This is a genomic window from Nocardioides bigeumensis (assembly GCF_039531755.1).
GTDB classification, from domain to species: Bacteria; Actinomycetota; Actinomycetes; order Propionibacteriales; family Nocardioidaceae; genus Nocardioides; species Nocardioides bigeumensis.
In genome coordinates this window covers 649,727-675,352 of record NZ_BAAAQQ010000011.1, presented here as the reverse complement: position 1 = coordinate 675,352, position 25,626 = coordinate 649,727, and the positions used below count along the sequence as shown (strand labels likewise).

At 71.2% G+C, this 25,626-nt stretch carries 23 protein-coding genes; 8 read left to right on the top strand and 15 right to left on the bottom strand.

The window, feature by feature from the left end; all coding sequences use genetic code 11:
• The first annotated feature begins 133 nt into the window (after positions 1-133).
• A complete protein-coding gene (locus tag ABD295_RS12325; protein ID WP_344304019.1) occupies positions 134-478 on the top strand; it encodes a hypothetical protein in 345 nt (114 codons plus the stop codon).
• Here ABD295_RS12325 and ABD295_RS12320 read toward each other — a convergent pair.
• On the bottom strand, positions 475-939 hold the full coding sequence (locus tag ABD295_RS12320) for an Lrp/AsnC family transcriptional regulator (RefSeq protein WP_344304018.1): 465 nt from the start codon (positions 937-939) through the stop codon (positions 475-477). The two genes, ABD295_RS12325 and ABD295_RS12320, sit on opposite strands and share 4 nt — an antisense overlap.
• An 80-nt stretch (positions 940-1,019) precedes the next feature.
• Between ABD295_RS12320 and hppD the strand changes: the two genes are divergently transcribed.
• Positions 1,020-2,324, top strand: a complete 1,305-nt coding sequence (gene hppD, locus ABD295_RS12315; RefSeq protein WP_425574058.1) for a 4-hydroxyphenylpyruvate dioxygenase — start codon at positions 1,020-1,022, stop codon at positions 2,322-2,324.
• Positions 2,325-2,398: 74 nt separating this feature from the next.
• Positions 2,399-2,779, top strand: a complete 381-nt coding sequence (locus tag ABD295_RS12310) for a DUF4267 domain-containing protein (RefSeq protein ID WP_344304017.1) — start codon at positions 2,399-2,401, stop codon at positions 2,777-2,779.
• Positions 2,780-2,848: 69 nt separating this feature from the next.
• On the opposite strand, the gene ABD295_RS12305 is transcribed toward ABD295_RS12310, so the two are convergent.
• The 4 genes from ABD295_RS12305 to ABD295_RS12290 form a co-directional block, all read right to left on the bottom strand.
• Positions 2,849-4,795: a glycoside hydrolase family 13 protein gene (locus ABD295_RS12305; protein ID WP_344304016.1), complete on the bottom strand. Its 1,947-nt coding sequence runs from the start codon at positions 4,793-4,795 to the stop codon at positions 2,849-2,851.
• Positions 4,796-4,805: 10 nt separating this feature from the next.
• On the bottom strand, positions 4,806-5,765 hold the full coding sequence (locus tag ABD295_RS12300) for a sugar ABC transporter permease (protein ID WP_344304015.1): 960 nt from the start codon (positions 5,763-5,765) through the stop codon (positions 4,806-4,808).
• Between the two features lies 1 nt (position 5,766).
• Positions 5,767-7,377 carry an ABC transporter permease subunit gene (locus ABD295_RS12295; protein WP_344304014.1) on the bottom strand — a complete coding sequence of 537 codons (1,611 nt, stop codon included), beginning with the start codon at positions 7,375-7,377 and terminating at the stop codon, positions 5,767-5,769.
• 106 nt (positions 7,378-7,483) lie between these two features.
• A complete protein-coding gene (locus ABD295_RS12290) occupies positions 7,484-8,773 on the bottom strand; it encodes a sugar ABC transporter substrate-binding protein (protein ID WP_344304013.1) in 1,290 nt (429 codons plus the stop codon).
• A gap of 142 nt (positions 8,774-8,915) precedes the next feature.
• On the opposite strand from ABD295_RS12290, the gene ABD295_RS12285 reads away from it, so the two are divergent.
• Both ABD295_RS12285 and ABD295_RS12280 read left to right on the top strand, forming a co-directional pair.
• A complete protein-coding gene (locus ABD295_RS12285) occupies positions 8,916-9,941 on the top strand; it encodes a LacI family DNA-binding transcriptional regulator (protein WP_344304012.1) in 1,026 nt (341 codons plus the stop codon).
• Positions 9,942-9,967: 26 nt separating this feature from the next.
• A complete protein-coding gene (locus ABD295_RS12280) occupies positions 9,968-10,504 on the top strand; it encodes a DUF1697 domain-containing protein (RefSeq protein ID WP_344304011.1) in 537 nt (178 codons plus the stop codon).
• On the opposite strand, the gene ABD295_RS12275 is transcribed toward ABD295_RS12280, so the two are convergent.
• The 5 genes from ABD295_RS12275 to ABD295_RS12255 all read right to left on the bottom strand — a co-directional run bounded on the left by ABD295_RS12275 (position 10,467) and on the right by ABD295_RS12255 (position 15,098).
• Positions 10,467-11,768: an MFS transporter gene (locus ABD295_RS12275; RefSeq protein WP_344304010.1), complete on the bottom strand. Its 1,302-nt coding sequence runs from the start codon at positions 11,766-11,768 to the stop codon at positions 10,467-10,469. The genes ABD295_RS12280 and ABD295_RS12275 overlap by 38 nt on opposite strands.
• Positions 11,765-12,295 (bottom strand): ArsR/SmtB family transcription factor, encoded by a 531-nt coding sequence (locus ABD295_RS12270; protein ID WP_344304009.1) that lies wholly within the window; start codon positions 12,293-12,295, stop codon positions 11,765-11,767. Before ABD295_RS12270 ends, ABD295_RS12275 begins: the two co-directional genes overlap by 4 nt.
• A gap of 79 nt (positions 12,296-12,374) precedes the next feature.
• A complete protein-coding gene (locus ABD295_RS12265; protein ID WP_344304008.1) occupies positions 12,375-12,959 on the bottom strand; it encodes an isochorismatase family protein in 585 nt (194 codons plus the stop codon).
• Positions 12,960-13,000: 41 nt separating this feature from the next.
• The gene (locus tag ABD295_RS12260) at positions 13,001-13,771 is read right to left on the bottom strand and encodes an alpha/beta hydrolase (RefSeq protein WP_344304007.1); all 771 of its coding nucleotides are present in this window, start codon (positions 13,769-13,771) and stop codon (positions 13,001-13,003) included.
• Positions 13,772-13,796: 25 nt separating this feature from the next.
• Positions 13,797-15,098, bottom strand: coding sequence for a nicotinate phosphoribosyltransferase (locus tag ABD295_RS12255; protein ID WP_344304006.1), 1,302 nt, complete (start codon positions 15,096-15,098; stop codon positions 13,797-13,799).
• 64 nt (positions 15,099-15,162) lie between these two features.
• On the opposite strand from ABD295_RS12255, the gene clpS reads away from it, so the two are divergent.
• Both clpS and ABD295_RS12245 read left to right on the top strand, forming a co-directional pair.
• The gene (gene clpS, locus ABD295_RS12250; protein ID WP_344304005.1) at positions 15,163-15,456 is read left to right on the top strand and encodes an ATP-dependent Clp protease adapter ClpS; all 294 of its coding nucleotides are present in this window, start codon (positions 15,163-15,165) and stop codon (positions 15,454-15,456) included.
• A gap of 10 nt (positions 15,457-15,466) precedes the next feature.
• The gene (locus ABD295_RS12245) at positions 15,467-16,063 is read left to right on the top strand and encodes a DUF2017 domain-containing protein (RefSeq protein ID WP_344304004.1); all 597 of its coding nucleotides are present in this window, start codon (positions 15,467-15,469) and stop codon (positions 16,061-16,063) included.
• 1 nt (position 16,064) lies between these two features.
• Here ABD295_RS12245 and ABD295_RS12240 read toward each other — a convergent pair whose 3' ends face one another.
• The 4 genes from ABD295_RS12240 to ABD295_RS12225 form a co-directional block, all read right to left on the bottom strand.
• On the bottom strand, positions 16,065-18,245 hold the full coding sequence (locus ABD295_RS12240; RefSeq protein ID WP_344304003.1) for a DUF4185 domain-containing protein: 2,181 nt from the start codon (positions 18,243-18,245) through the stop codon (positions 16,065-16,067).
• A gap of 51 nt (positions 18,246-18,296) precedes the next feature.
• Complete coding sequence (locus tag ABD295_RS12235) at positions 18,297-20,393, bottom strand: YhgE/Pip family protein (RefSeq protein WP_344304002.1); 2,097 nt, start codon at positions 20,391-20,393, stop codon at positions 18,297-18,299.
• Positions 20,386-23,250: an MMPL family transporter gene (locus ABD295_RS12230; protein WP_344304001.1), complete on the bottom strand. Its 2,865-nt coding sequence runs from the start codon at positions 23,248-23,250 to the stop codon at positions 20,386-20,388. The genes ABD295_RS12235 and ABD295_RS12230 overlap by 8 nt, the downstream gene beginning before the upstream one ends.
• A 175-nt stretch (positions 23,251-23,425) precedes the next feature.
• The gene (locus ABD295_RS12225; RefSeq protein WP_344304000.1) at positions 23,426-23,779 is read right to left on the bottom strand and encodes a nucleoside triphosphate pyrophosphohydrolase family protein; all 354 of its coding nucleotides are present in this window, start codon (positions 23,777-23,779) and stop codon (positions 23,426-23,428) included.
• Positions 23,780-23,802: 23 nt separating this feature from the next.
• On the opposite strand from ABD295_RS12225, the gene ABD295_RS12220 reads away from it, so the two are divergent.
• Entirely contained in the window at positions 23,803-24,273 is a 471-nt protein-coding gene (locus ABD295_RS12220; protein WP_344303999.1) for an NUDIX hydrolase, read from the top strand.
• Between the two features lie 40 nt (positions 24,274-24,313).
• Here ABD295_RS12220 and ABD295_RS12215 read toward each other — a convergent pair whose 3' ends face one another.
• Positions 24,314-25,621 carry an MFS transporter gene (locus tag ABD295_RS12215; protein ID WP_344303998.1) on the bottom strand — a complete coding sequence of 436 codons (1,308 nt, stop codon included), beginning with the start codon at positions 25,619-25,621 and terminating at the stop codon, positions 24,314-24,316.
• Positions 25,622-25,626: the final 5 nt, after the last annotated feature.

Sequence of the window (25,626 nt, the reverse complement as noted above, 5' to 3'; positions counted from 1 at the left end):
GCCGTCCGCGGACCGCCCCACCCCGCCATCTACCGGCACCTCCACCGGCGCTGGCTCCGCGGCGACGCAGTCGACGCCGCTCGACGGCACTTGGGAAGCCACGATCACGCGGAAGGCTTTCGTCGGCTACGCGGTGGATCGAGGTGTTCGCCGCCGCGACGCCCTCGCCATGGTGGAGGTCGACCTGCCCGGGTCTGAGTTCTCCTTGCGCTTCCTGGACGGCTCCTTCAACCTCACCGGTCCGACTGGCGAGTCGTGGAACAGCGGCCGGTTCGAGGTCCACGGAGACGAGCTCCACGTGCTGGAGCCCGGTAGCTCCACACCCTTCAGGCTGGCGATGAGACTCGACGGCGAACGCTTGCGCTTGGAGGTGATCGAGGGCCAGGGCGACGGCCGAGAACACCTCCCCGGCGTTCCCGACATCGTCGCCGGCGGTGCCATCTACTGCTCCGTGCCCTGGGTCCGGGTATCTGCCTAGGAGTCGAGCGAGGCGCGCGCGAGCGGGCGGACGCGGTGGGGGATCTGCGTGGCCAGGGCGATGACGGTGGTGGAGCGCTCGATGCCGGCGTGGGCGAGCACCTGGTCGATGACCCGCTGGAGGTCGGCGTTGCTCCGCGCGACCACGCGGGCCCACATGTCGCCGACGCCGGTGATCGTGTAGGCCTCGAGCACCTCGGGGATGCCGGACAGGTGGGCCGCCACGGCGTCGTGGCCGGCGCCCTGCCGGATCTCGAGGGTGAGGAAGGCCGTCACCGGGAAGCCGAGGGCCGTGGCGCTGAGCTCGGGCCCCCAGCCCGTGACGACGCCGGACGCCACGAGCTTGTCGAGGCGGGCCTGCACCGTGCCCCGGGCCACGCCCAGCCGCCGGGACGCCTCGAGGACCCCGATGCGCGGCTCCTGTGCGAAGAGATCGATCAGAGTGACGTCCAGTGCGTCCATGTGCGGTCCCTACCTGCGCAACTTGTCCAACGTTTCGTCGTACTGTTGCACACTCTGCCCGACCCTGGGATGGTCGCGCCATGACCCAGACCTCCTCCCACGACCAGGCACTCGACCAGGCAGTCGACCAGGCAATCGACCAGGCAGTCGACCAGGCACTCGATCGGGCGAGCACGGGCGGCGCCCTCACCACCGACGAGATGAAGGCCGATCTCTCCCTCGAGCAGCTGCGCCAGCTGGTCGGACTGGTGGAGTACGACGCCGACAACGACCCGTTCCCCGTCACCGGCTGGGACGCCATCTGCTTCGTGGTCGGCAACGCCACCCAGGCCGCGCACTACTTCGCCAGCGCGTGGGGGATGGAGCTGGTCGCCTACTCCGGTCCCGAGAGCGGCAACCGCGACCACAAGTCCTTCGTGCTGAAGTCCGGGTCGATCAAGTTCGTGCTCAGCGGCGCCGTCTCGCCCGACAGCCCGCTGGTGCAGCACCACGCCGCTCACGGGGACGGGGTCGTCGACATCGCCCTCGAGGTGCCCGACGTCGACCAGTGCATCGAGCAGGCCCGTCGCGCCGGTGCGACGGTGGTGCGCGAGCCCGAGACCCTCACCGACGAGCACGGCTCGGTGCGGATCGGTGCGATCGCGACGTACGGCGAGACCCGGCACAGCCTGGTGCAGCGGACGGTCGACGGCGTGACGTACGCCGGTCCCTACCTACCGGGCTACGTCGAGGCCGCCCCGCGCTGGCAGAAGCGGGACGGCCAGCCCAAGCGGTTGTTCCAGGCCCTCGACCACATCGTCGGCAACGTCGAGCTCGGCAAGATGGACGAGTGGGTGTCGTTCTACAACCGGGTCATGGGCTTCGTGAACATGGCGGAGTTCATCGGTGACGACATCGCCACCGACTACTCCGCGCTGATGTCGAAGGTCGTCGCCAACGGCAACCACCGGGTGAAGTTCCCGCTCAACGAGCCGGCGATCGCGAAGAAGAAGTCGCAGATCGACGAGTACCTCGAGTTCTACCGCGGCCCCGGCGCCCAGCACCTCGCGCTCGCCACCGGCGACATCCTCGCCACCGTCGACGCCCTGCGCGCCAACGGCGTCGAGTTCCTCAACACCCCCGACTCCTACTACGAGGACCCCGAGCTGCGCGCCCGCATCGGCGAGGTGCGGGTGCCCATCGAGGAGCTCAAGTCGCGCGGCATCCTGGTCGACCGCGACGAGGACGGCTACCTCCTGCAGATCTTCACCAAGCCGCTGGGCGACCGGCCCACGGTGTTCTTCGAGCTGATCGAGCGGCACGGGTCGCTCGGCTTCGGCAAGGGCAACTTCAAGGCGCTCTTCGAGGCGATCGAGCGCGAGCAGGACGCCCGCGGCAACCTGTGATCCAGGACGTCGTACGAACGGAGCCGTAGACGGCTCCGTCCGTACGACGTTGCGGCCATGGGTACCGTCGCAGCATGGCGATCACCTTCCCGGCCAGCCGGGCGATCTCGTTGGCCTCGGCGGCGTACGGCGTCTACGCGCTGGTGCGTCCTGAGCACCTGGCGCGCGCGATGGAGGCCGACCCGGGGGAGCAGGAGGGGTACGACAACCTCGCCCGCGTCTACGGCGTGCGCGACGTGACGGTGAGCCTGCTCGGCATCCTCGGTCCGGCGCGCGGCGTCCAGTGGGCGATGCGGTCGCGGATCGCCAGCGACCTGGCGGACTGCGCGACGTTGTTGACCAAGGCCGACGACGGCAAGATCCGCGGCAAGGCCGCCGCGATCACGGTCGGGTGGGCGGCGCTCAACTTCGCGGCGTACCGCTGGGACCGCGCCAGGCTCACGGCCACGGGCTGAGCGTCTCGGTCACCGCGAAGCCGGCGGCCCGCATCGCCGCGAGCGCGGCGGCCGGGTCTCCCGCCGAGCTCAACGGCCGTCGACGGCATAGACCGAGACTACCGGTCCGTCCCCCGGCAGGGTCACGACGCCGGCGTCCACTGTCGCGGGAGCTCCGACGAGCGGTTCCAGGGCCGAGACGGCGGCGCCGAGCGCGAGGAGCGGCAGCGACACCGGCCCGGTCTCGCGGCGCGTCGCGTGCACCAGCAGCGTCTGGTCGGGGTGCTCGCGCAGGTAGGTCATCGAGTCGCCCGCAGCATGCAGCCAGCGCAGCCCGCCGTGGCGCAGCGCGACGTGCTCGCGGCGCAGCGCGATCCAGTCGCGGTAGGCGTCGTACGTCGCCAGGTCCCACGTGTCGCGCCGCTCCCAGGGGTACGGCGTGCGCGCGTGCTCGCCGTCGACGCCGGTCAGGCCCAGCTCGTCGCCCATGAAGACCACCGGGACCCCCGGCATCGTCATCTGCAAGCCGAGTCCGACGAGGTGCAGGCCGCGGCCGAGCCCCGACTGGTCGATGCGACCGTCGGTGCCGCCACCCGTGACGGTGCGGAAGCGGGGCGTGTCGTGGGAGTCGAGGTGCATCGTCGAGCTGAGCCAGGCCGCCCAGGGCACCGCGCCGTGGCTGTCGCGCATCGTGGCGACGGCGGCCTCGGCGGGCAGCACGGGGATGTCGACGGGCAGCCCGAGGTAGTCGAGCCCGTGGCGGACGCCGGGCCCGGCGGGGGAGCCGCCGTTGAGCCAGCACCACACCGGGCGGGTGAACCCGGCGTAGTCCATCGTCCCGTGCCAGCCGGGACCCATCAGGTCGTGGGTCGCGTCGTGCCCGTGCTCGGCCAGCAGCCAGGAGTCCGGTCGCGCCGACCGCATCGTCTCGCGTACCTGGCGGGCCACCTGGTGGGCCAGGTCGTCGGCGCCGAGACGTCCGGTCATGTTGGCCACGTCGATCCGCCAACCGTCGAGGCCGCGCTCGAGCCAGCGGGCGACCGTGGACTCCGGGCCGGCGTAGAGGCGGCGGGCGAGCTCGGCGGAGGAGTGGTCGAGCTTGGGCAGGGAGGGCACGTCGAGCCAGGCGGCGTACCCCAGGGCCAGCGCACCGTCGCTGAGGCCCTCGCCGAAGCGGTAGAACGCGCGCTCCGGCGCCGCCGGGTCCTGCTGGGCCGCGAGGAACCAGTCGTGGTGGTCGCCGGTGTGGTTGGTGGTCAGGTCGCCCATGATCCGCAGTCCTCGGGCGTGCGCGGCGTCGATGAGCCGCGCCAGCGCGGCGTCGCCCCCCAGGAGCGGGTCGACGCGGTCGAAGGACACCGCGTCGTAGCGGTGGTTGGAGCGGGCCTCGAAGACCGGGGTGAGGTAGACCATCGTGGCGCCGAGCTTCTCGACGTGGTCCAGCCGCGCGGTGATGCCGTCGAGGGTGCCGCCGAAGAGCTGGTACGGCACGTCGGGACCCTTGTGCACGACCGGGTCGTCCCACTCCGCCGGCTGCGCCCACGCGGGCAGGGCACCCGCCTCGAGGCCGGGGGCCCCGTTGCGGGCGAAGCGGTCGGGGAAGATCTGGTAGCCCACCTGGTCCCCGACCCACGGCGGCGCCTGGTGCGCCGTCGAGATCCGGAAGTCGCCGGCGTCGGTGACGTCGCGCCCGTGCACGCCGGTGCCGTTCAGCCAGCGGTAGTCGTCGGCGCCCCGCGACACCAGGAAGCGGTACGACGTCAGCTCGTTGACCAGGCGCAGCGAGACCGTCCACCACGCCCCGGCCTCGTCGACGCTGTCGCGGGTGGCGCGGCGTACGTGCGGCTCGCCGTCACGCACCGCTCGCACCACCACCTCGGCCGCGCCGGGGCTGCCGTCGGCCTGGTGCGGCACGCGCACCCGCAGGTCGACGGTGTCGCCCAGCGAGAGGTTCTCCGGGTGCGCGCTGCCCACGGCGCCGGTGTAGCGGACGGACCCGTCGTGGTGCGGGTCGAGGGGCTGGAGGCGACCCGTCATCGGGTGCGGGTCAGCCCTTCACGCCGCCGGCGGTGATGCCGCCGACGATGAACTTCTGCAGGTAGAGGAAGAGCAGCACGACCGGGATGGCGGTCATCACCGCGCCGGCCGCGAAGACGCCCAGGTTGTTGGAGCGGTCGGCGTCGATGAGGCCGTAGAGACCCGTGGCCAGCGTCTTGTTGCCCGAGTCGCGCAGGAAGATGGAGGCCATCAGGAACTCCGCGATCACGCCGACGAAGACGAGCAGCCCGCAGACCGCGAGGATCGGACGGACCAGGGGCAGGATGATCCGGAAGAAGACCTGCACGTGACTGGCCCCGTCGATGACCGCCGCCTCGTCGAGCGACTTGGGGATCGAGTCGAAGAAGCCCTTGATCAGCCAGACCTGCCCGAGCGACCCGCCGCACATCATGATGATGTAGCCGGCCAGCGTGTCCAGGCCGATGGCCGGGATCACCTCGCCGATGTCGGTGAAGAGCAGGTAGAGCGCGACCGCCGCCAGGAACTGCGGGAACATCTGGATCAGCAGCAGCGCCAGCAGGCCGCCGCGGCGCCCGGTGAAGCGGAACCGCGAGAACGCGTACGCCGCCAGCGCACTGAACAGCAGCTGCACGAACACCACGCAGACGCAGACGATGAGGCTGTTGCGCGCCCAGGTGCCGAAGGGTTGCTCGTCGAGGAGCTTGGTGAAGTTCGTGAGGCTGAACTGCTGCGGGATCAAGGTGGAGGTGACGACGTTGCCGAGCGGGTTGAGCGACGCCGACACCAGGTAGGACACCGGGAACAGCGCCCAGACCACGGCGATCACGCCGACCACGTGCCGCCAGCCGACCTCGCGCCACCAGCGGGCGGCGCCGAGCTTCACCTTCGGAGCCGGGTCACCGCGCCCTGCGCGGCGCTTGCCGCGGTCGGGCGCGGGCTTCGTGAGGGTGGCGCCGCCGTCCGTGAGCGAAGGCTGGGATTCAGACATGTCAGTTCACATCCTCGAGCGAGCGGGTGGCGCGGAACTGCAGGGCGGCGATGACACCGGTGATCACGAAGAGGATCACCGAGACCGCCGCGGCGAAGCCGATCTGCACGCCGCCGGCGCCGAAGGCCAGGCGGTAGGTGTAGCTGATCAGGATGTCCGTCCCGCCGGCCGTCGGATTGTCCGGGGTGAAGGGCCCGCCGCCGGTCAGGAGGTAGATCGCCCCGAAGTTGTTGAAGTTGAAGGCGAAGGTCGCGACGAGGAGCGGCGCCACGGTGACCAGCAGCAGCGGGAAGGTGATCCTGCGGAACCCCTCGAAACCACTCGCCCCGTCGATCCTGGCCGCCTCGGTCAGGTCCTCCGGGATGGCCTGCAGGGCGCCGGTGGTGACCAGGAACATGTAGGGGAAGCCCATCCAGAGGTTGGTGAGCAGCACCGCGACCTTCGCGGAGAGCGCGCCGCCGAACCAGTTGATGTTCAACCCCGTGATCTCGTTGATGAGGCCGAAGTCCTGGTTGTAGAAGCTCGACCAGAGCAGCAACGAGATGAACCCAGGGATGGCGTAGGGCAGGATCAGCAGCGCCCGGTAGATCTTCTGCCCCCTGACCCGGGGGTCGTTGAGGGTGAGGGCGAAGAGCAGCCCGAGCAGGAACGTCGAGACCACCGACACCGTCGCGAAGATGAACGTCCACGCGAAGATGCGCAGGAAGTCGCTGCTGATCCGGCTGTCGGTGAAGATCTCCTTGTAGTTGAGCGTGCCGACGTTGGCCGTCCACGACTGGTCGGAGATGCGCTCTCCGTTCTCGTCGACGAAGAACTCCCGGTCGCCGCGCAGCTCCACTGAGTACACCGTGCCGGTCGTGGTGTCGGTGATGGTGTCGGCGTCCTCGTCGTACTGCAGCGTCGGGGCCCCCTCGAACGCCTCGCTGGTGCCGTCGCGCACGATGAAGTTGCCGCCCTCGGTGGGGATCGCGATCTCGTCGAGGGCTTCGCTCGCTGCGCTGATCTGCTTGATGTTGAGGATCGTGTAGCCGTCGACGGCCGAGACCCGGCCGTTGTCGATGGTGACGCCGTCGCCGGCCTCCTCGAGGCCCTCAGCGGTGCCCTCGAAGGCTGACTCGGGGTCGTCCTGCGGGACCAGGAAGAAGGTGAAGGGACCGGAGGCGGGGTCGCCGTCCGTCGCGATGGTCAGGTTGTACTGGGGGGAGCTCTCCGACCGGGTCACCGAGGCGCCGGTGATCTGCGAGATCGTGTCCTCCTTGGTGCCGCGGGTGCCGTCGCCGTAGTTGGTGAACGACGTCTTCGCGGTGAGGAGGATCGGGTAGACCACGAAGAGGACCAGCATCAAGGTGCCGGGCAGCAGGTACTTCGCCGGCAGTGCGCGCCCGGTGGCGTACACCGCCACCAGCACGGCCACGATCGCCCAGATGGCGGCCAGGAAGAACCACGACGAGTCGCCGACGAGCGCCGGTGTCACCGAGATGGCCACGGCGATCGCCAGGCCGAGACCGATGATCCGGACGCCGAGCGCCGCGAGGCCGTCACGGCCCCGCTTGGTGAACCGCCCCGGCTTCTCGTCGGTGGCCGGTCGCTTGGGAGTGAGCAGGTCCGTCATGTCGAAGACCCTTCGCAAGTGGGCATGTTGGGGCCGGAGCCCGGTGGACGGACGCTCATCCGGTCATGAGGTCCGCCCACCGGCACCCGGTGGTGTGGCGAGAAGGTCAGCCTGCGTCGGCGATGGCCTTGTTGATGGTCTCGCCGGCCGACTTCATCGTGGTGTCGGCGGGCTTGCCGCTGACGATGGCGGAGTACGCCTTGCCGAGCGGCTCCCAGACCGAGGCCATGGCCGGGATGGCCGGCATCGGGGCGCCTGCGTTCGCGGCCTCGGCGAAGACGGCGATGTCCGGGTCCTCGACGGCCTCCTGCACGGAGGTCATGGCCGGCGGCAGCTTGGTCTCGTCGAACAGCGTCTGCATGGCCTCCTCGGAGTTGACGCCGTTGTTGACGAACTCCTGGGCGATGTCCTTGTTGGCGCCGTTGGCCGCGACCATGAACGCTTGGGCGCCCATGAAGGGTGCGGCCGGCTCCTGGCCCTGGAAGCCGGGGATGGGCTGGATGGCGTAGCCGAAGCCGGCCTTCTGCACGTCGGCGAGGGCCCACGGACCGGAGACGAGGAACGCCGCCTTGCCACTGGTGAAGAGGGCGATGGAGTTGTCACCGCTGATCGAGGTGCGCAGCACCCGGTCCTTGGCGAGCTGGGAGATCTTCTCCGCCGCGGCCAGTGAGCCCTCCTTGCCGATCCCGACGTCGGTCGGGTCGTAGCCGGTGGCGTCGTCGTAGGCGAAGATGTAGCCGCCCATCGAGGTGAGCAGCGGCTCCATGTGGTAGGCGTCGCCGAGCTCACCGACGGGGAGGTTCAGCGCCGAGTCGACCTTGCCCTCGTCGACTGCCTTCTGGCCGGCTGCGATCGCGTCGTCGAGCGTGGCCGGCTCGTCGGGGACGACGTCGGTGTTGCGGTAGAGGGCCAGCGCCTCGATGCCGTAGGGCACGCCGTAGAGCTTGCCGTCGTACGTCGTCGCCTGGACGGCCTTCTCGGAGTAGCCGGAGAGCTCGTCCGCGGTCAGGTTGAGGGGCTCGATGGCGCCGTTCTGGACCAGGTTGCCGATCCAGTCGTGCGCACCGACGACCACGTCGGGGCCGTTGCCGGCCGCGTCGGCCGTGACGAAGCTGCCCTGGAGGTCCTCGGAGATGGCCTGCACCTTGACGGTGATGCCGTTGGCCTCGCCGAACGCCTCGGCGACCTTGGTGACGCCGTCGATCTTGAGCGAGTCGGTCCAGACGAGCAGGTCGGCGTCGCCGCCGCCCCCACCGCCCTCGGAGGCGCTGGGCGTCGAGTCGCCACCGGAGCTGTCGGCGTCGGTGTCGGAGTCACCGCCGCCACATCCGGCGGCGGCGCCGATCAGGGTCACCGCCAGGAGGGCGGGACCGATCTTGCGGGCTAGCTTGAGCATGCGGACGAAGTCCTCTCGTCAGAGGGGGCGGGTGTGAGGCGCGCCACACGCTAGCAGCGGACTTGCAAGATAGAAAGAGCGCTGCAAAAAGTTTCAGGATGTGGCTTGGGTCACAGTGCGGCAGTCACTAGTGTGACCCCTCGTGACGACCATCCGCCTCAACGAGATCGCCGCTCGGGCGGGCGTGAGCGTCAGCACCGTCAGTCGGGTCCTCAACGACAAGCCCGGTGTCAACCAGCACACGCGACGGCAGGTGCTCACCGCGATCGACGTGCTGGGCTACGACCGCCCGTCGCGTCTCAAGCCGCGTTCGGTGGGCCTGGTCGGGCTGATCATCCCCGAGCTGGAGAACCCGTTCTTCCCGCGCTTCGCCCACATGGTCGAGAACGTCCTGTCCCGCCACGGGTTCGCGCCGGTGCTCTGCAGCCAGACCCTCGGCGGCGTGCACGAGGACGACTACGTGCGGATGCTCCTCGAGCACTCGGTGTCGGGGATCATCTTCGTCTCGGGCATCCACGCGATCGGCGACAGCTCCCCGGAGCGCTACCAGCGCCTGCTCGACATGGGGCTCCCCATCGTTCTCGTCAACGGCGCCATCCCGGACGTGCCCGCCCACTTCCTGTCCACCGACGACGCGGCCGTCGTCGAGCTCGGCCTCACCCACCTCGAGCACCTGGGGCACCGGAGGATCGGGATCGCCCTCGGCCAGCAGCGCTACACGCCGGTCCAGCGGCGCGCCGACGCCTTCCGCCAGGGCCTGCGGGCGCGCGGGCTGGTTCCCGACGACCTCGCCGTCGACCAGCTCGTCGAGTGCACGGCGTACACCGTCGAGGGCGGCGTGGTCGCGGCGCAGCGGCTCCTCGACCGCGGGGTCACCGGGATCCTCTGCGGCTCGGACGTGATGGCGCTCGGCGTCGTCCGAGCCGCCCGGCAGGCTGGGCTGCGCGTTCCCGAGGACCTGTCGGTCGTCGGCAGCGACGACAGCCTGCTCGTGGAGTTCACCGCGCCACCGCTGACCACGGTGCGGCAGCCGGCCGCGGCCCTCGCGGAGGCGGCCTGCCGCGAGCTGGTGGACCAGATCGCCGGGCGACCCGCGCACCACGGTGAGGTGCTCTACCAGCCCGAGCTCGTCGTGCGGGGCTCGACCGCGCCGGCGGGTCGGGTCTGACGGGGCGCGGTTGGCAGGATGTGCTGATGCCGACGTACGCCGCGTTCCTGCGCGCCATCAACCTCGGGGCCACGCGGAAGTTCCCCAAGGGCGCCATCAAGGAGGCCGTCGAGGCTGCCGGAATGACGGACGTGGCGACCTACATCAACACCGGGAACGTGCGCTTCACGACGTCGATGCGGTCGCGGGCCAAGATCGAGTCCGCTTTGGAGAAGGCCTTCGTGGCCGACCGCGGGTTCGAGGTGCCGACGTTCGTCTTCACCCCCGCCGAGCTCGTCGCGATCGCGGAGCACGGCGACCAGCTCTGGGCCGAGCACGGCGAGCCGAAGACGCACTACGTGACGCTCTTCCGGTCGGCGCCGGAGGCCGCGGCGGTCAAGGCGCTGCTCTCCGCAGACTTCCCCGACGACACCATCGTGGTCGACGGCCGAGCCGCGCACTGCCTGATGTTCGGCGGCTTCCACGAGTCGAAGGCCCTGTCGAGCCGGCTCTTCGCCGACCTGGGTCAGGGCACGGCCCGCAACATCAACGTGATCCGGACACTGGCTCAGAAGTGGGCATGACCGCCACTCGTTCGAGGCGTCGCACGGATCGTGAGAGCAGCGTGCTGAGCGCGATCACGACGTAGGCCACTGCGGCGATCGTGATGACGCGGCTGGCGCCGAACGCCTCGGCGAGCGGGCCGAAGGTCAGCTGGCCGACGGGGATCGCGACGAACGACCCGAGCGCGTCGTAGGAGTAGGCGCGCGAGAGCAGCCGCTCCTCGATGTTCTCCTGCATGGCGAGGTTCCAGCCCAGGCTGAAGACCTCGACCCCGACGCCCGCGGCGAAGGCGCCCAGCACGAGCAGGGGCAGCACGGGGTCCACCCCGAGCACCAGGAGCGGAACGCTGAAGACGGTCATGCCGAGCATCCCCGCCAGCAGCGGGCGGCGCAGGTGAAGACGCGAGAGCACCAGCGTCATCACCAGCACGCCGATCGCCTCAGCGGACAGAGCGAAGCCCCAGCCGCGCTCGCCGATCGTGTCCTTGGCGACGCTCGGCCCGAGGGTGAACCACGCGCCGGCGTGGATCGCGTTGAGGGCACCGAACGCCAGGACGATCACCCACAACCACGTGTGGCTGGTGAAGACCGACCAGCCTTCTCGCAGCTCGGCGAGGAAGGAGGGTCTGCCTGGATCCGTGCCTCGATCGGCGAGGGGTGCGCGTGGCGGGATGTGCACGCGGAGCAGCAGCGCGGCCGACACCAGCCAGGTCGCCGCGTCGATCGCGAGCGCCCAGCCCGGCCCGAAGGCGACCACGAGGGCCGCCGCGACCGACGGCCCGATGATCGCGAGCCCGGCCCGCTGCATCGACAGCAGGACGTTGGCGGGCTGGAGGTGCTCGCGCGGCACCAGGGTCGGCACCACGCTGGCGAGCGCGGGGAAGCTGACGGCGGCGAGCGTGCCGTTGAAGGCGGCCAGGACGATCAGGTGCCAGAGCTCGGCCCGGTCGGTGAGGATCAGCGCGGCGATGGCTCCCTGGCTGAGCCCGGCGCCCACGTTGGTGACGCGGAGCAGGATCGCCCGGTCGAAGCGGTCGGCGATGACGCCGCCGGCGAGCAGGAAGACCACGAGCGGGATGCTCTGCGCCGCCAGCACCTGACCCAGGGCACTGGGGGAGTCGGAGATGTCGAGGACGGCGAAGGCCAACGCCACCGGGGCCATCGTGGTGCCGAGCAGGTTGACCAGACGGGCGGCGTAGTACCACCGGAAGGGCGGGATCCGCAGCGGAGCGCGGGTGTCGGGACGCGGCGCGGGTGGGGTGGTGGAAGAAGCGGGTGCGGTCACTGGTCGGCCATCCGGAACGCCGCGGCGGTGAGGTTCACCCGGATGGTGCCCTCGGTGCGCGGTGGTCGCGCCGCGTCGTGGAGCAGGTGGCTGGCCTGCTCGATGAGCACGCGGGCCTGCTCGTAGGCGTCGGGTGCGACCCAGAGCTCCGCGTCGGTGAGCGACGTGCGGCCCGCGCCGCGCCCGGTCGCGCGAGCGGCGTACCTGCGTACCAGCTCGTCGGCGGCGGCACGCACGAACGCGGTGGCGTCCTTGCGCCGCTTGGTCGTCGTGGCGGCCGGGGAGCGACGCCACTCGTGCCGGTAGCGCTTGGCGATCCCCCCACGGATGTGCTCCTCACCGGCCACGGTGAGCTCGCCGGCGGCCAGCAGGGTGCGGAGGTGGTACGACGCGTTGGCGTGGGTCAGCCCCAGCTCGCGCGCGACCTCGGCGGCGCTCAGCTCTGCGCCGGTCAGCAGCGAGAGGATCTGCAGCCGGACCGGGTGGGCCAGGGCGCGGAGCTCGGTGACGCGGTCGTCGTCGCTCATGGCGAGCCAACTCCCCAACACATGTTGGACAGTCTGAGGCCTGGTGGAGAAAACTGTCAAACAGTTGTTGGGGGGTTGTTCACCGGAAGCTGATGCCGGCACTGCTCATCGCCGCCACCGCCGCCTTCGTCGTCTCCGGTGCGACTCCGGCACACAGCTCCTGCAGCACCGTCGTGTCGAACCCGGCCTCGACCGCGTCCAGCGCGGTCGCCCGCACGCAGTGGTCCGTGGCGATCCCGCAGACGTCGACGGCCTCGACCTCGTGGGCGCGCAGCCAGTCGGCGAGGCCCTGGCCGCCGAGCTCCTTGCCCTCGAAGCCGGAATAGGCGGCCACGTGCTCACCCTTGAGGAAGATCGCGTCGAAGGGTTGCGGGTCGAGGTTGGGATGGAACGCCTCACCATCCGTGCCGACCTTGCAGTGCACCGGCCAGGACTCGACGAAGTCGGGCTCCGTGTGCGGGGCGGCCCAGTGGTCACCGGGGTCGACGTGGTGGTCCTTGGTGGCCACGACGTGCGCGTAGTCAGGAGCGTCCGGGCCGCCCTCGCGCCACTCGCGCAGCAACGCTGCGATGTCGCTCGCAACCCGGGCACCACCTTCGACCGGCAGCGAGCCGCCTTCGCAGAAGTCGTTCTGGACGTCGACGACGAGGAGAGCGCGCTTCATGCGCCCACGCTATCCAGGGCGTCGTGACGACGGGCTGCCGGTCACTCGTCGGCGAGGGGCAGCCAGCTGATGACGTCCTGGATCACGTCGTCCCACAGCCCCCACTCGTGGACACCGGGGCGGAAGTCCGTGGTCACGTCGAGCCCGTGTGCCTCGGCGGCCTCCGCGAGCCGCACGTTGTCGTCGAGGAGGGCGACCTCCTCCGTTCCGCAGGAGACGTAGTAGGCCGGCGCCGTCCTCGGATCGACGTCCTCCAGCAGGGCGAAGAGGTCGTCGCCCGGCGCGAAGCCGCCGTCGAAGACCCGGTCGACGATCTCGGAGCGCTCCAAGCGACCCGTCAGCGCCCGGATGTCCGCCACGCCGGAGAGTCCCGCCACGGCGGCGTACCGCTCGGGGTGCGTGAACCCCAGCTTGAGCGCGCCGTACCCGCCCATCGACAGGCCGGCCACGAACGTGTCCTGCCGTGTGGTCGAGACCCGGAAGAAGCTCGCGACGACCGCCGGCAGCTCCTCGGCGACGTAGTCCCAGTAGGCGTGCCCGTGCGCCTCGTTGGCGTAGAACGACCGCCCCACCGCCGGCATCACGACCGCGAGCCCGCGCGCCGTGGCGTAGCGCTCGATCGAGGTGTAGCGCAGCCACGCCGTGTGGTCGTCGGAGAGGCCGTGGAGCAGGTAGAGCACCGGCGGACCCTCCGGCCCGATCCGCACCGAGCCGACCCCGATCTGCTCCTCGGTCTGCTGGGGGAGCACGACCGTGATCGAGGTGCCGACCTGGAGGGACTCGGAGAAGAAGTCGCAGTCGATGAGGGCCATGTGGTCCAGCCTGGCACCCGCGCCGCTAGGGGAGATGGACGGTCTCGATGACCGGCTCCCCCTTCGACAGCTGCTGGGCCTCGAGGGGCAGCTCGGCGCGGGCCGCCACATGGCGGTCGCGGGCGGCGGAGAGCGGCTCGCGGCCGACGACCTCACCGCCGCGGACGAGCTGGACGAGGAGGTCGCGGTCGTCGCCGTCGTCGACGGGCGGCGTGCCGATGCCGATGATCTCGGCCTCCGCGGTGCCGTTCGGGCGGCGACGGCGCAGCGCGAACTTGCGGCCGCCGACGGAGATCTTGTCGGTGCTCTTCTTCGCGACCGAGACGAGCTCACCGTCGTCCCCCGGCTGCCCCGACCCGCGCGCGACCAGCTTGTAGACCATCCCGCTCGTCGGGTGCCCCGACCCGGTGACCAGCTGGGTGCCGACGCCGTAGCCGTCGACGGGGGCGGAGGCCAGGGCGGCGATGGCGTACTCGTCGAGGTCGCTGGTGACGATGATCCGCGTGGCCGTCGCGCCCAGTGAGTCGAGCTGGGCGCGCACCTGGTGCGCCAGGACACCGAGGTCGCCCGAGTCGATCCGCACCGCTCCGAGCCCGGTGCCCGCCACCTCGACGCCGAGGCGCACCGCCTCGGCGATGTCGTAGGTGTCGACCAGCAGCGTCGTGCCGACGCCGAGCGAGTCGACCTGCGCACGGAAGGCGTCGGCCTCGGTGTCGTGCAGCAGGGTGAAGGAGTGCGCGGACGTGCCGGCCGTCGGGACGTCGTACCTCTGGCGGGCGGCGAGGTTGGAGCTGCTCGCGAAGCCGGCGACGTACGCCGCCCGCGCGCTGGCGACGGCCGCCTCCTCGTGGGTTCGACGCGATCCCATCTCGATGCAGGGCCGCCCGTCGGCGGCCTGGGTCATCCGCGACGCCGCCGAGGCGATCGCCGAGTCGTGGTTGTAGATAGACAGCAGCAGGGTCTCCAGCAGGACCGCCTCGGCGAAGGTCCCCTCGACGATGACGAGGGGCGAGTACGGGAAGTAGGCGTCCCCCTCGGCGTAGCCCCAGATGTCGCCGGTGAAGCGGTAGGCCGCCAGCCACTCCAGCGTGGACTCGTCGACGACGTTCCCGTCGCGCAGGACGGCGAGGGACTCGTCGTCGAAGCGGAAGTCCTCGATCGCGTCGAGGGCCCTCCCGACCCCGGCGACGACTCCGTAGCGGCGACCCTCGGGGAGCCGTCTGGCGAAGAGCTCGAAGACCGAGCGACGATGCGCGGTCCCCCCGCGCAACGCGGCCTGCAGCATGGTGAGCTCGTAGTGGTCGGTGAGCAACGCGGTCGACGGCACCCACCCAGCGTAGGGATCCGGAGCGGGGAACGAACCCCTCGCGCGCGTGTGCCACGATGACGAGGTGAGCACCGCGAGCCCCGTCGAGGCGGAGCCGGACCTCACTCCTGACGAGATCACGCTGGTCGACAAGCCCTGGGTGACGATCGTCTGGAACGACCCGGTCAACCTCATGTCCTACGTCACCTACGTCTTCACGACCTACTTCGGCTACGACCGGTCGAAGGCCGAGAAGCTCATGCTCGAGGTGCACAACGACGGGAAGTCCACAGTCAGCAACGGGACGCGCGAGGAGATGGAGCGCGACGTGCAGGCGATGCACGAGTACGGCCTCTGGGCCACGATGGAGAAGCAGTGAGGGAGCGGCAGTGAGCGGCTTCGCCTGGCACCGGCGCAGCGGTCGGGTGATCGCGACGTTCGCGGGCTTCGAGGCCGACCTGCTCCGCTCGCTGACCTCCCAGCTGGTCGAGCTGCTGCGCAACGAGCGCGCGACGCCCACCGAGGGAGACCCGCTGGAAGCGATGTTCGACTTCTCGGGGCCGACGACCGAACCGGACGACCCGGTGCTGCGGCGGCTCTTCCCGACGGCGTACCCCGACGACGAGGAGGCGGCCGCGGAGTTCCGGCGCTACACCGAGGGCACCCTGCGCGACGGCAAGGCCGCGGCGGCCGCGGCGATCATCGACGGCCTCGAGGAGGCCGGGCTGCCGCCGGTGCTCCAGGAGGACGGGCTGGTCATCGACGTCGAGCTCGATCCTGCCCAGGCCACGTCGTGGCTGCGTTCCTTCACCGACGTGCGCCTGGCCCTGGCCACCCGGCTGGAGATCGAGGAGGGGGACGAGGAGTACTGGTACTCCCTCGACGACGACGACCCGAGGAGCCAGGCGCACGACATCTACGAGTGGGTCGGCTTCCTCCAGCAGACGCTCGTCGACGCGCTCGAGCAGGGCAGCCGCACCCCCTGAGTCAACGGGGCAGCGGGACCTGCAGGAACTCCGGACGGTAGAGGAACGGGTTGTCCTCGACCTTCTCGACGTCGGTGTCGTTGCGGCTGTAGGACACCACGACCGTGTGCTTGTCGCGGATCAGGTCGGGGTGGGCCAGCGGCATGTAGCGCAGCTGGCCCTTGGCGAGGTCCGAGGGCAGCTCGGCGACCGCCGTGCCGCCGTCGAACGGACCGGTCGGGGACGGCGCGGTCCAGATGACCAGGTCGTTGCCGAAGACCTCGTCGCGCTTGCTCACGGCGTACCACGTGCCGCTGCGCTGGAAGACGCTGAGCGTCTGGGAGACGCCCTGGTCTGCCGCGATCAGGGCCTCCGCCTCCGCCGCGGACCCCTGCCACGCCGACCCGTCCCAGAACTCCCACGCCGTCTCGTCCAGGACGTCGTCGACCCGCGTCCGCGCCACGTGGAGGGAGAAACCGAAGATGCCCTCGGTGCCGGGACGGGCGGTGCCGTAGAGATAGAGCCAGTCGTCGTGGATGGCGGTCGCGGCGCCCCACGTCGGCCGGGTCGTGTCGGCGTCGTCGGGACCGAGGTCGCGACGGACGACGAGCTGGGGTGTCTCCCCGGCCTGCACCAGGAAGACCGCGATGGCCGGCCCGAGGTTCTCGAAGGCGAAGGGGTCGTCCGCGGCGCCGGTGGTGCGCACCCGCTGCGCCGTGACCCCCACGAGGTCGTAGCCGTCGCGCTCGTCGCGAGCGATCGACATGGGCCAGTAGCCGACTCCGTCGGCGCGGTCGGGGATCAGCGCACCGCCGTTCGCCGGGAGGACGGTGGCGGCGCAGCCCTCGCCGAAGACCAGCATGGAGTTGCGCACGAACCTGCTGCCCGGGAAGTCGGGCGAGCGCAGCGTGTCGCCGAAGACCCACAGCCGACGGCCGTCCTGGAGCGGTACGTCGGCCCCGACGTCGGCGCCCTGGAAGGACGGCCCGCCGCGCACGGTCGTCACGAACTGGTTGAGCTGGTCGATCGAGGTCACCTCCGACCCGGACGGGGTCGCCAGGCACTCGGTCTGCGCCGCACCGGGCACCGGCGACGCCGACACCACGGTCGCGCGCGAAGGCGCGAGGAAGGTGGCGGCGACCACCGACATGGCCACCGGCAGCACGACGGCGAGGGCGCGCAGCCGCCAGTGCCCGGACCCTGAGGACCCTGAGGACCCTGAGGACCCTGAGGACCCTGAGTACACCGTCGCGGTCGAGGCGGCCAGGACCACGGCCAGGCCCATGACGGCGACACCGCCGAGGATCAAGGCCGGTGCGAGGAGGTCGCGGCCGTCGTACCAGGTCAGCCGGGCGGCCAGGCTGGACGCGGCGCCACGGAGGGTCCAGGGCGCCAGCTCCGCCCAGGGAGAGGGCAGCAGTCGTGGGTCGCGCCCGCCGAAGAGCGGCCCGTCGACGAAGACCAGCAGCGTGCCGGCCAAGGCGAGGCCGACACGGCCGAGCAGCGCCTCCAGCGCGGTGGCGGCGACGCCGGTGGTGAACGTGGTGGCCGCGCCCAACACGGCCCACGTGACCAGCGAACCACCGGCGGCCGACGCCGTCACGCCCCCGACGACGAGGCCGGCGGCCGCGCTGGCACCGGCGAGCCCGACGAGGAAGCCCGCGCCGGGACGCACGAAGCCGCGGAGCCGGCGCAGCAGCGACCAGCCCACTGCCAGCGCGAAGCCCGAGACCACCCAGACACCGGTCACGGCAGCCAGCACCCGGCGCGAGACGTCGGGATCGGTGGCCGGGTCGACCTCCCGCGTGACGACGCCCCGCTCCATGTGCCTGCTCAACCGCTCGGCGAGGTCGGCGAGGACCGGCCCCAGGTCAGGGTCGGCCACTGCCGAGACGAGGAGGACGTTGTCGGGCTGGTCCAGGTCGAGGGAGATCGTGGCGACGACGTCGCCGGAGCGGACCGGGTCCCGCGGGTCCGTGGTCGGCCGGAGGACCACGGACCTGACGGGCTGACCCGGGAGGGCGGCGAGCTGGTCGGCGGCACCCTGGGTCAGCACGGGAGGGCCGTGCAGGCCGACCGGCACGTCGTGGGGGTCGGTCCCACCGCGTTGGTGGTGCCAGAGCAGGAGCGCGCCCTGCAGGACCACGAGCGCCACCAGCACGGCGCCGACGACGCGTGTCGTCGCGCGGCCGTCCCGAGTCATCGCTGGGTCATCGCTGGGTCATCGCTGGGTCATTGCCGGGTCATCGCTGGGTCACAGGCTCGCCGGCACCGTCTCGGCCGGCCGCGTCGCCGCCACCCGTGGCGCGGCGACCATGCGCTTGCGTTTCACGATCGTCAACGTGCTGATGAACGCCATCAGTGCCCACGCGACCAGCACGACCACCGGGCCGACCACCGACCCGACCTGGCCGCCGGAGATCATCCGGCTGATCACGTCCACGAAGGCCGTCAGCGGCAGCAGCCCGTTGAGCATCTGGAGCGGAGCCGGCGCCGTCTCCAACGGGACGACGTTGCTGAGGGCGGCGATCTGCACGAGGAGGAACAGCAGGAAGATCGCGATCCCGCTCGCGCCACCGGCCAGCCGCATCGCATAGGCCACCAGCGAGAACGCCACCGCGGCGAGCAGCGCGATCAGCGCGACGCCCACCGCCGAGGCCATGTCCACCCCGCCGATCATCATCGCGGCGACCACGGTCACGCCTTGCACGACTCCGAGCACGATCACGGGGACGGCCTGGGTGCGAGCGATGCGGCCCGACGACACCGGCGCGAAGGCGAAGCGCCGGCTGGCCGACACGTCGAGGCGCAGCGCACCGGCCAGGGCTGTCAGCCACAGGAGCACTCCGACGATCGCGCCGAGGAGGAACCCGTTGGCGTGGCCGTCGTGCTGCGTGGTCGAGCTGAGCTGCACGGGCTGGCTCACCGTGGTGGCCAGGGCGTCCTGCTGGTCGTCGGTGTAGGTCGGGCTCTGCTCTGCCCCCTTGGTGAGGCCGCTGCTCAGCTGCTGCGCACCGTCGTTGACCTGCGACGAGCTCGAGCTGAGGGTGTCGCTCCCGGAGGCGAGGGACCCGGCGGCCTGCGAGGTCTCCTGCGCCCCGCCGGCGAGCCGGCCCGTCGACGAGTCGAGGTTCGCGGCGCCGGAGGCCACGTCGGAGGCACCTCGGGCCAGCGCGTCAGCGCTGCCGCTGAGCGCGCGCGTGGCGCCGTCGAGGGTGCGCGCGCCACCGGCCAGTGCACGGTCGGCGGCCGCCAGTGAGCGAGCGCCGCCGGCCAGGACCTTGGCGACACGGGCCGCTCCACCGGTGCCGCGCGCCACGATGTGGGCGCCACCCGCCACCGCCCGCGAGCGGACCTGCGCGGCGCGCAGCTGCGCGCAGAACGCGACCGAGCCGCCGGACTGCAGGCACTGGTCGCTCAACGACGCCACCTCGTCGGTGAGGTTGCCGGCGGCCGTGGCGAGTCGGTCGGCGCCGCTGGAGACGCGGGCGGCCGCCTGGGACGCTCGACGGACGCGGTCGGCGTACTGGCGGGACCGGTCGGCGAGCCGGGCCGCGCTGCCCGCGAGTCGGCTCGAGGCCGAGGTCACCCGCTGCGCCCCGCTTGCCAGGTCGCGGCTGCCCTGAGCGATCCGGGCGGCACCGCTGGACAGTCCGGCGGTGCCGGACTTGAGCTCGGAGGCGCCGTCGGCGAGCTCACCAGTGGCGCCGGCGAGCTGGTCGGCGCCGTGGTCGAGCTGGCTCGCACCCTGGGAGAGGTCGGCGGTGCCGCCGGCCAGCTGCTGCGCACTGGACGCGGCGTTCTGCTGGCCCTCGGCGATCTGGTTGAAGCCGGAGTACACCTGCTTGAGGTAGCCCTGCGTCGACTGGTTGCCCAGTGCCTGCGCTGCTGCGGCGACGACCTGCTCGCTGATGTAGGGCACGGTCTGGCTGGCCGCAGCGTTGCTCTTCAGCTCGATCTGCCCGGCCTCGGGCGAGTCCGTGCCGGTCGAGAGGATCGCCTTGGAGAAGTCCGGAGGGATGGTGAGCACGGCGTAGTAGGCGCCGGTGCGCAGGCCCTCCTTGGCGTCGTCGGCGTCGGTGAGCGTCCAGTCCAGCTTGGGGTCGCCGTCGGACGGGTTGGTCAACGAGGCGGTGAGGGCGCGCCCCGCGGCCATCGGCTGCGGGTCGGTGATGATCGTGTCGTTGTTGACGATCGCGACGGGGATCTCGCCGATGCGGTCGCGACGGTCGTCGGTCGACCACACGAGCACCAGGGCCGCCAGCAGTGGCAGGAGGACGGCGACGGCCACCAGGCCGACCCAGCGCCGACGGGGCGACCGCTCCTGCGACTCGGCCTGCTGCTCAGTCATGGACGGCCCTCTTCTCCTGCTTCTCCTGCTTCTCCTGCTTCTCCCGCGGATCGGTCTCTCTCGACCCAGGCGGATCGGTCGGCGCCGCGGTCTCGCCGGCATGAGTGAGCAGCAGCACGACGGCGAGCCCGTGTCCCGCGAGCGCGTCGGCCAGGCGCTCGGTGCGGTGTCGGTCCTGCGCCAGCAGCAGTGCGTCGAGGCCCGTGATCACCACGGTGCGCACGCCGCTGGCGACGGCCTGCGCGGCGTCGACGAGCGCGGACCGCATGGTGTGCGGGGAGCCGGAGCCGATGGCCCGCTTGAGCTCGCCGACCAGCGCGACCGTGCGGTCGAGCTGTTCGCGCCGGGCGCGTCGTGAACCGCTGGACAGCCGGGCGGTGGCACGGATGCGCTGCTCCAGCTCTGCCTCGGTGGAGCTGCCGGTGAGGTCGACGACCGAGGCGACGCGGTTGACCTGCTCGCGCTGCTCGGGCAGCAGCAGGCCGTCGACCACGAGCTCGCCGCCGGACGGGCGGGTGCGACCGGCCAGGACGTTGGCCAGCGTGCGCTCGTCGGCACCCTTCGGCGCCACCACCCGGGTGACCTCACCGAGCGGCGCGACGATGTCGAGAGGCTGGGCACCCTTGGCGACGACGAGCTCGCTGGCGAAGACCGCGGTCGGGGTGCGATCGGCCGCCCAGTCCTCGTAGGCCACCTTCCGGTGCAGGGCGGCGCCCTCGACATCGACCTCCGGAAGCGCCCTCTCGAGCCAGGCGGGCAGCCACCAGGCTCCCCTGCCGAGGAGCATCAGGACCGCGGGCACCAGCGTCATCCGCACGACGAACGCGTCGACGGCGACGCCGATGGCCAGGCCCAGCGCGATGGGCTTGATGGTGGCGGAGCCACCGGGGATGAACGCGATGAAGACCGACGTCATGATCATGGCCGCCGCGGTGACCACCTTGGACGACGCCTTGAAGCCGTGGTGGATGGCCTCGCTGGCGTTGCCGCTGACGACGAACTCCTCGCGCATCGCCGAGACGAGGAACATCTCGTAGTCCATGGCGAGCCCGAACAGCACGCCCATCACGAAGATCGGCAGGAAGCTCACGATCGGGCCGGCGGACTCACCCATGACGGCGTCGAGCCAGCCCCACTGGAAGGCCGCGACGACCGATCCGAGCGCGGCGCCGACCGAGAGCAGGTAGCCCAGCGTCGCCTTGATCGGCACGGCCAGCGAGCGGAAGACGATCATCAGCAGGATCACGGACAGGCCCATCACGATCGCCGCGAACGGCAGCAGCGCGTCGGCGAGCTGCTTCGACACGTCGATGTTCACCGCCGTCGTACCGGCGATGAGGATGTCGGTGACGCCGAGCTCCTCCTCCCACTGCGCACTCCGGTCGCGCAGCGCCTGCACGAGGGTCGCCGTCGACTCGGCGGTCTGCCCGTCCTTGGGCACGAGCGCGACGAGTCCGGTGTCGGCGCCTGGGTTCGGCGTGGCCTGCATGATGTGGACGACGTCCGGAACGTCCTGCACCTTCTTGGCCAGGTCGTCGACGGTCTTGGTCGGGTCGGTGCTCGTGATGATGTTGGCGGTCACCGAGAGCGGGGAGTTGTAGCCGGCGCCGAACGCCTCGGTGATGCCGTCGTACGTCTGGCGCGCGGAGGTGTCCTCAGGCGCCGTGCTGTTGTCCGGCAGGGCGAGGTCGAGCTGCGTGGCGGGGATGGTGGCGATGCCGAGGATCACCAGCACCGCAGCGATCGTCAGGAGCGGGACCTTGGTGACCGCGCTGACCCAGCGCTCGGCGAACCCGACCTTGGCCTTGGGCGGCGCGGCGGCCTTCTTCTTGCGCGGCTTCTCCTCCTTGGGCGCCTTCATCTTCGGGCGCAGCCGCTCGCCGAGCAGCAGCGCTATCGCGGGGAGCAGGGTCAGCGCGAGCGTCACGGCGACGGAGACCGCCGCCGCAGCTGCCAGACCCATCACCGTGAGGACCGGGATGCCGGCGACCGTCAGGCCGCACAGCGCGATGACCACGGTCGCGCCTGCGAAGACGACCGCGCTGCCGGCCGTCGCCAGGGCGCGCGACATCGACTCGGTCGGCGAATGTCCTTCGGCGAGGTTGCGTCGATGTCTGGACAGGATGAAGAGTGCGTAGTCGATGCCGACCGCGAGGCCGAGCATCTCCGCCAGGGTCGGCGCGCTGCTGGAGACGGTGGTGGCGTGCGTGACGATCACGACACCGCTCAAGGTGATGCCGACCCCGATCATCGAGGTGAGGATCGGCATGCCGGCGGCGAGGAACGACCCGAAGGTGACGGCCAGGATCAGGAACGACACCAGCAGGCCGAGCAGCTCGGGGATCTTGCTGGGCTCGCCGCCTCCCTTGTAGGCGTCGCCGCCGATGGAGGTCTCGACCGTGCTCCCCGACGGGGGCGTCGCGGCGTGGGTGACCTCGTCGAGCGTGTCCTCGTCGGGGTTCTGCGAGACGAACCGGACCTGGATGATCGTGTGCTTCTCGTCGTCCGAGACCAGCGCGTAGTCCCCCTCCAGCGGGTTGCCGGCGGCGACCTCGTCGACGTCGCTGATCTTCTTCGCGAGCTTGGCCACCTCGTCGGAGTTGGCCTGGTCGGTGATCTTGCCGGAGGTGGCGGTGACGAGGACCTGCCCGTTGGTGCCGGTCAGGCCGAACCGCTCGGCCAGCACGTCCTGGCCGGCCTGCGAGCTGGCACCCGGCAGCACGAAGGTGTCGTCGTAGTCGGTGCCGAGCGTGCGGTTGCCGCCGATGAGGGCAGCGAGCACGAGGATCCAGAAGGCGACCACGAGCCCGCGATGCCTGGCGATCTTTCCGCCGAGGCGGAAGAGGAACATGGACATGGACGAGCCCCCGGTCGATCGACGCCGTTGGTGGACGTGCGGCGGTGAACAGACCTCCTGACGCCCCGGTGCCTCGGAAGATCGTGCGACATCATCACCCAGGCATTCGGACCCGCGCAATCAGTTGCTTTAAATGGTGGATCAAGTCGCCGCCGGATCCCCGCTATCCGGACCGTCAGCCGCGGAGCCGTCCCTCGAGCTCGTCCATCGTCCGCCCGTACGCCGCTGCGAGGTCGACGTCGTAGCGGTGCGCCAGCACGAGCACCGCCCACAGGCAGTCGGCGAGCTCGTGCTCGAGTGGCTCTCGTGTCTCGGCCGGTCCGCCCCCGTCCGGGCCGCCAACGTCGGACCGGGCTCCCTCGGCGGCCATCACCAGCTTGGCCAGGTCACCGACGTCGCCGACGAACCCCATCATCGTCTCCGCGCGGGTCCACACGCGTCCGCGCTGGGCACGGTTGAGGTCGTCGTACAGCCCGGCGATCTCGAGTCCGCGGTGGCTGAGCTGGTCGAGGGTGGGAGAGGAGCTCATGGGGCGCACCGTAGTCTGCGTCGATGCCTATCCCGGACTTCGTCGTCGAGCTCCGCAAGCACGTAGGGACCCAGGAGCTGTGGATGCCGGCGGTGACCGCCGTCGTGTCCAGGGGGTCCGAGATCCTCCTCGTCCGGCGCGCGGACAACGACCAGTGGGCGCCGATCACCGGCATCCTCGACCCCGGGGAGGAGCCGGCCGTGGGCGCGGCCCGGGAGGCCCTCGAGGAGACCGGGGTCGTCGTGCGGGTCGACCGCCTCGCGTCGGTCAGCTCGAGCGACCGGGTCACCCACAGCAACGGCGACCTCGCGGTCTACCTCGACCTCACCTTCGCCTGCACCTATGTCTCCGGTGAGGCGCACGTGGGCGACGACGAGTCGGTCGACGTCCGCTGGTGGCCGGCCGTCGGGCTTCCCGACATGCACCCGGCGCACCGCGTGCGCATCGACGAGGCCCTGGCGGGGGAGGAGCGCGCCCGGTTCACCTCGGCCTGAGGCCGGATCAGCTCGTGTCCGGATCAGCTCGTGAGCGGGCTCAGCCTGAGTGCGTGGTGACGCCGTAGGCCGCGCGCGAGGCGAGCGCCCACCGCGACACCGGCACGGCCGCGACCGAGGCGACGACCATCAGCGCGGCGAGGGCGAACCAGCCGGTCGCGCCCTGGTGCACGGCCAGCACGGTGACCAGCGGCGGCCCGAGCACCGACGAGACGCCGAAGCCGAGCCCGGCGAAGCCTTGGTACTGACCCTGGCGCTCGTGCGGGGCCAGGCCCATCTGCAGACCCCATTGGCCACCTGAACCGATCATCTCGCCGACGACGTGCACGAGTGCGCCGGCGACGAGGAACGCGATCGCGACGTCTCGCGAGCCCCAGTCGGCGAACCCGACGAGCACGAACCCGGCGGCGATCAGCACGCCGCCGCGCACCAGGGCGTTCGCGCCGGTGGTCACCGAGTCCGCGCGCCTGGACAGCCGAACCTGGAAGAGCGCCACCGCGACCGTGTTGAGCAGGAGGAGCACCGCGACCATCACCGTCGGCGCGTCGGTCCGCTCGGAGATGAACAGCGCGATGCCGAGCTCCATGACCACGAAGTGGAGGCTGAACACCCCGGTCAGCACCGTGACGGCGACGTAGGGCAGGTCGCGGAGCACCGCCAGCCGTGGCTCGCCGGCCGCGCGGGCGTACGGCGGCAGGTGCGGGAGCCGGGTCGTGTTCCATGCAGCGAGGCCGGTCAGGACGGCGTTGAGCACGAAGGCCGCGACGTAGGCCCAGGTCTCGTCGACGATCAGGGCGGCGCCGCCGCACAGCGAGCCGACCGCGATCGCCGTGTTGGTCACCGCCCGCAGGTAGGCCTTGAAGAGCACTCCGCGGCCGCCCGTCGCCAGCTGGGCGATGACGCCCTGGTTGACCGCGCCGGCCCCGCGCTCGAAGAGCGCCAGCCCGCCCAGGAGGACCGCCAGCTGCCAAGGGCTCCTGGCCAGCACGGGCGTCGCTGCGAAGAAGGCGGCGCCGGTCATGAGCAGCACGAGCACCTCGCGCGGCCCGCGGGTGTCGCCGAGGTGGCCGGCCGGGACCTGCACGACCAGGCCGACGACGGCGGCGACCGACATCGCCACGGCGACCTCGGTGGCGGAGAAGCCCACGTGCCGGGTGAAGTAGAGGGCGGACGTCGTCATGACCGCCCCGGTGCCGAACCGGTTGGCGAACTGCCCGAGGGCGAGGATCCGCAGCTGTGGGTCGACCGGGACGGCGTACCTCGTCAGCGGCTCGGCGGCAGGCGCCGTGGCCCCGTCTGTCTGCCCCGTCGTCTGCCCCGTCGTCTGCCCCGTCGTCTGCCCCGTCATCGCCC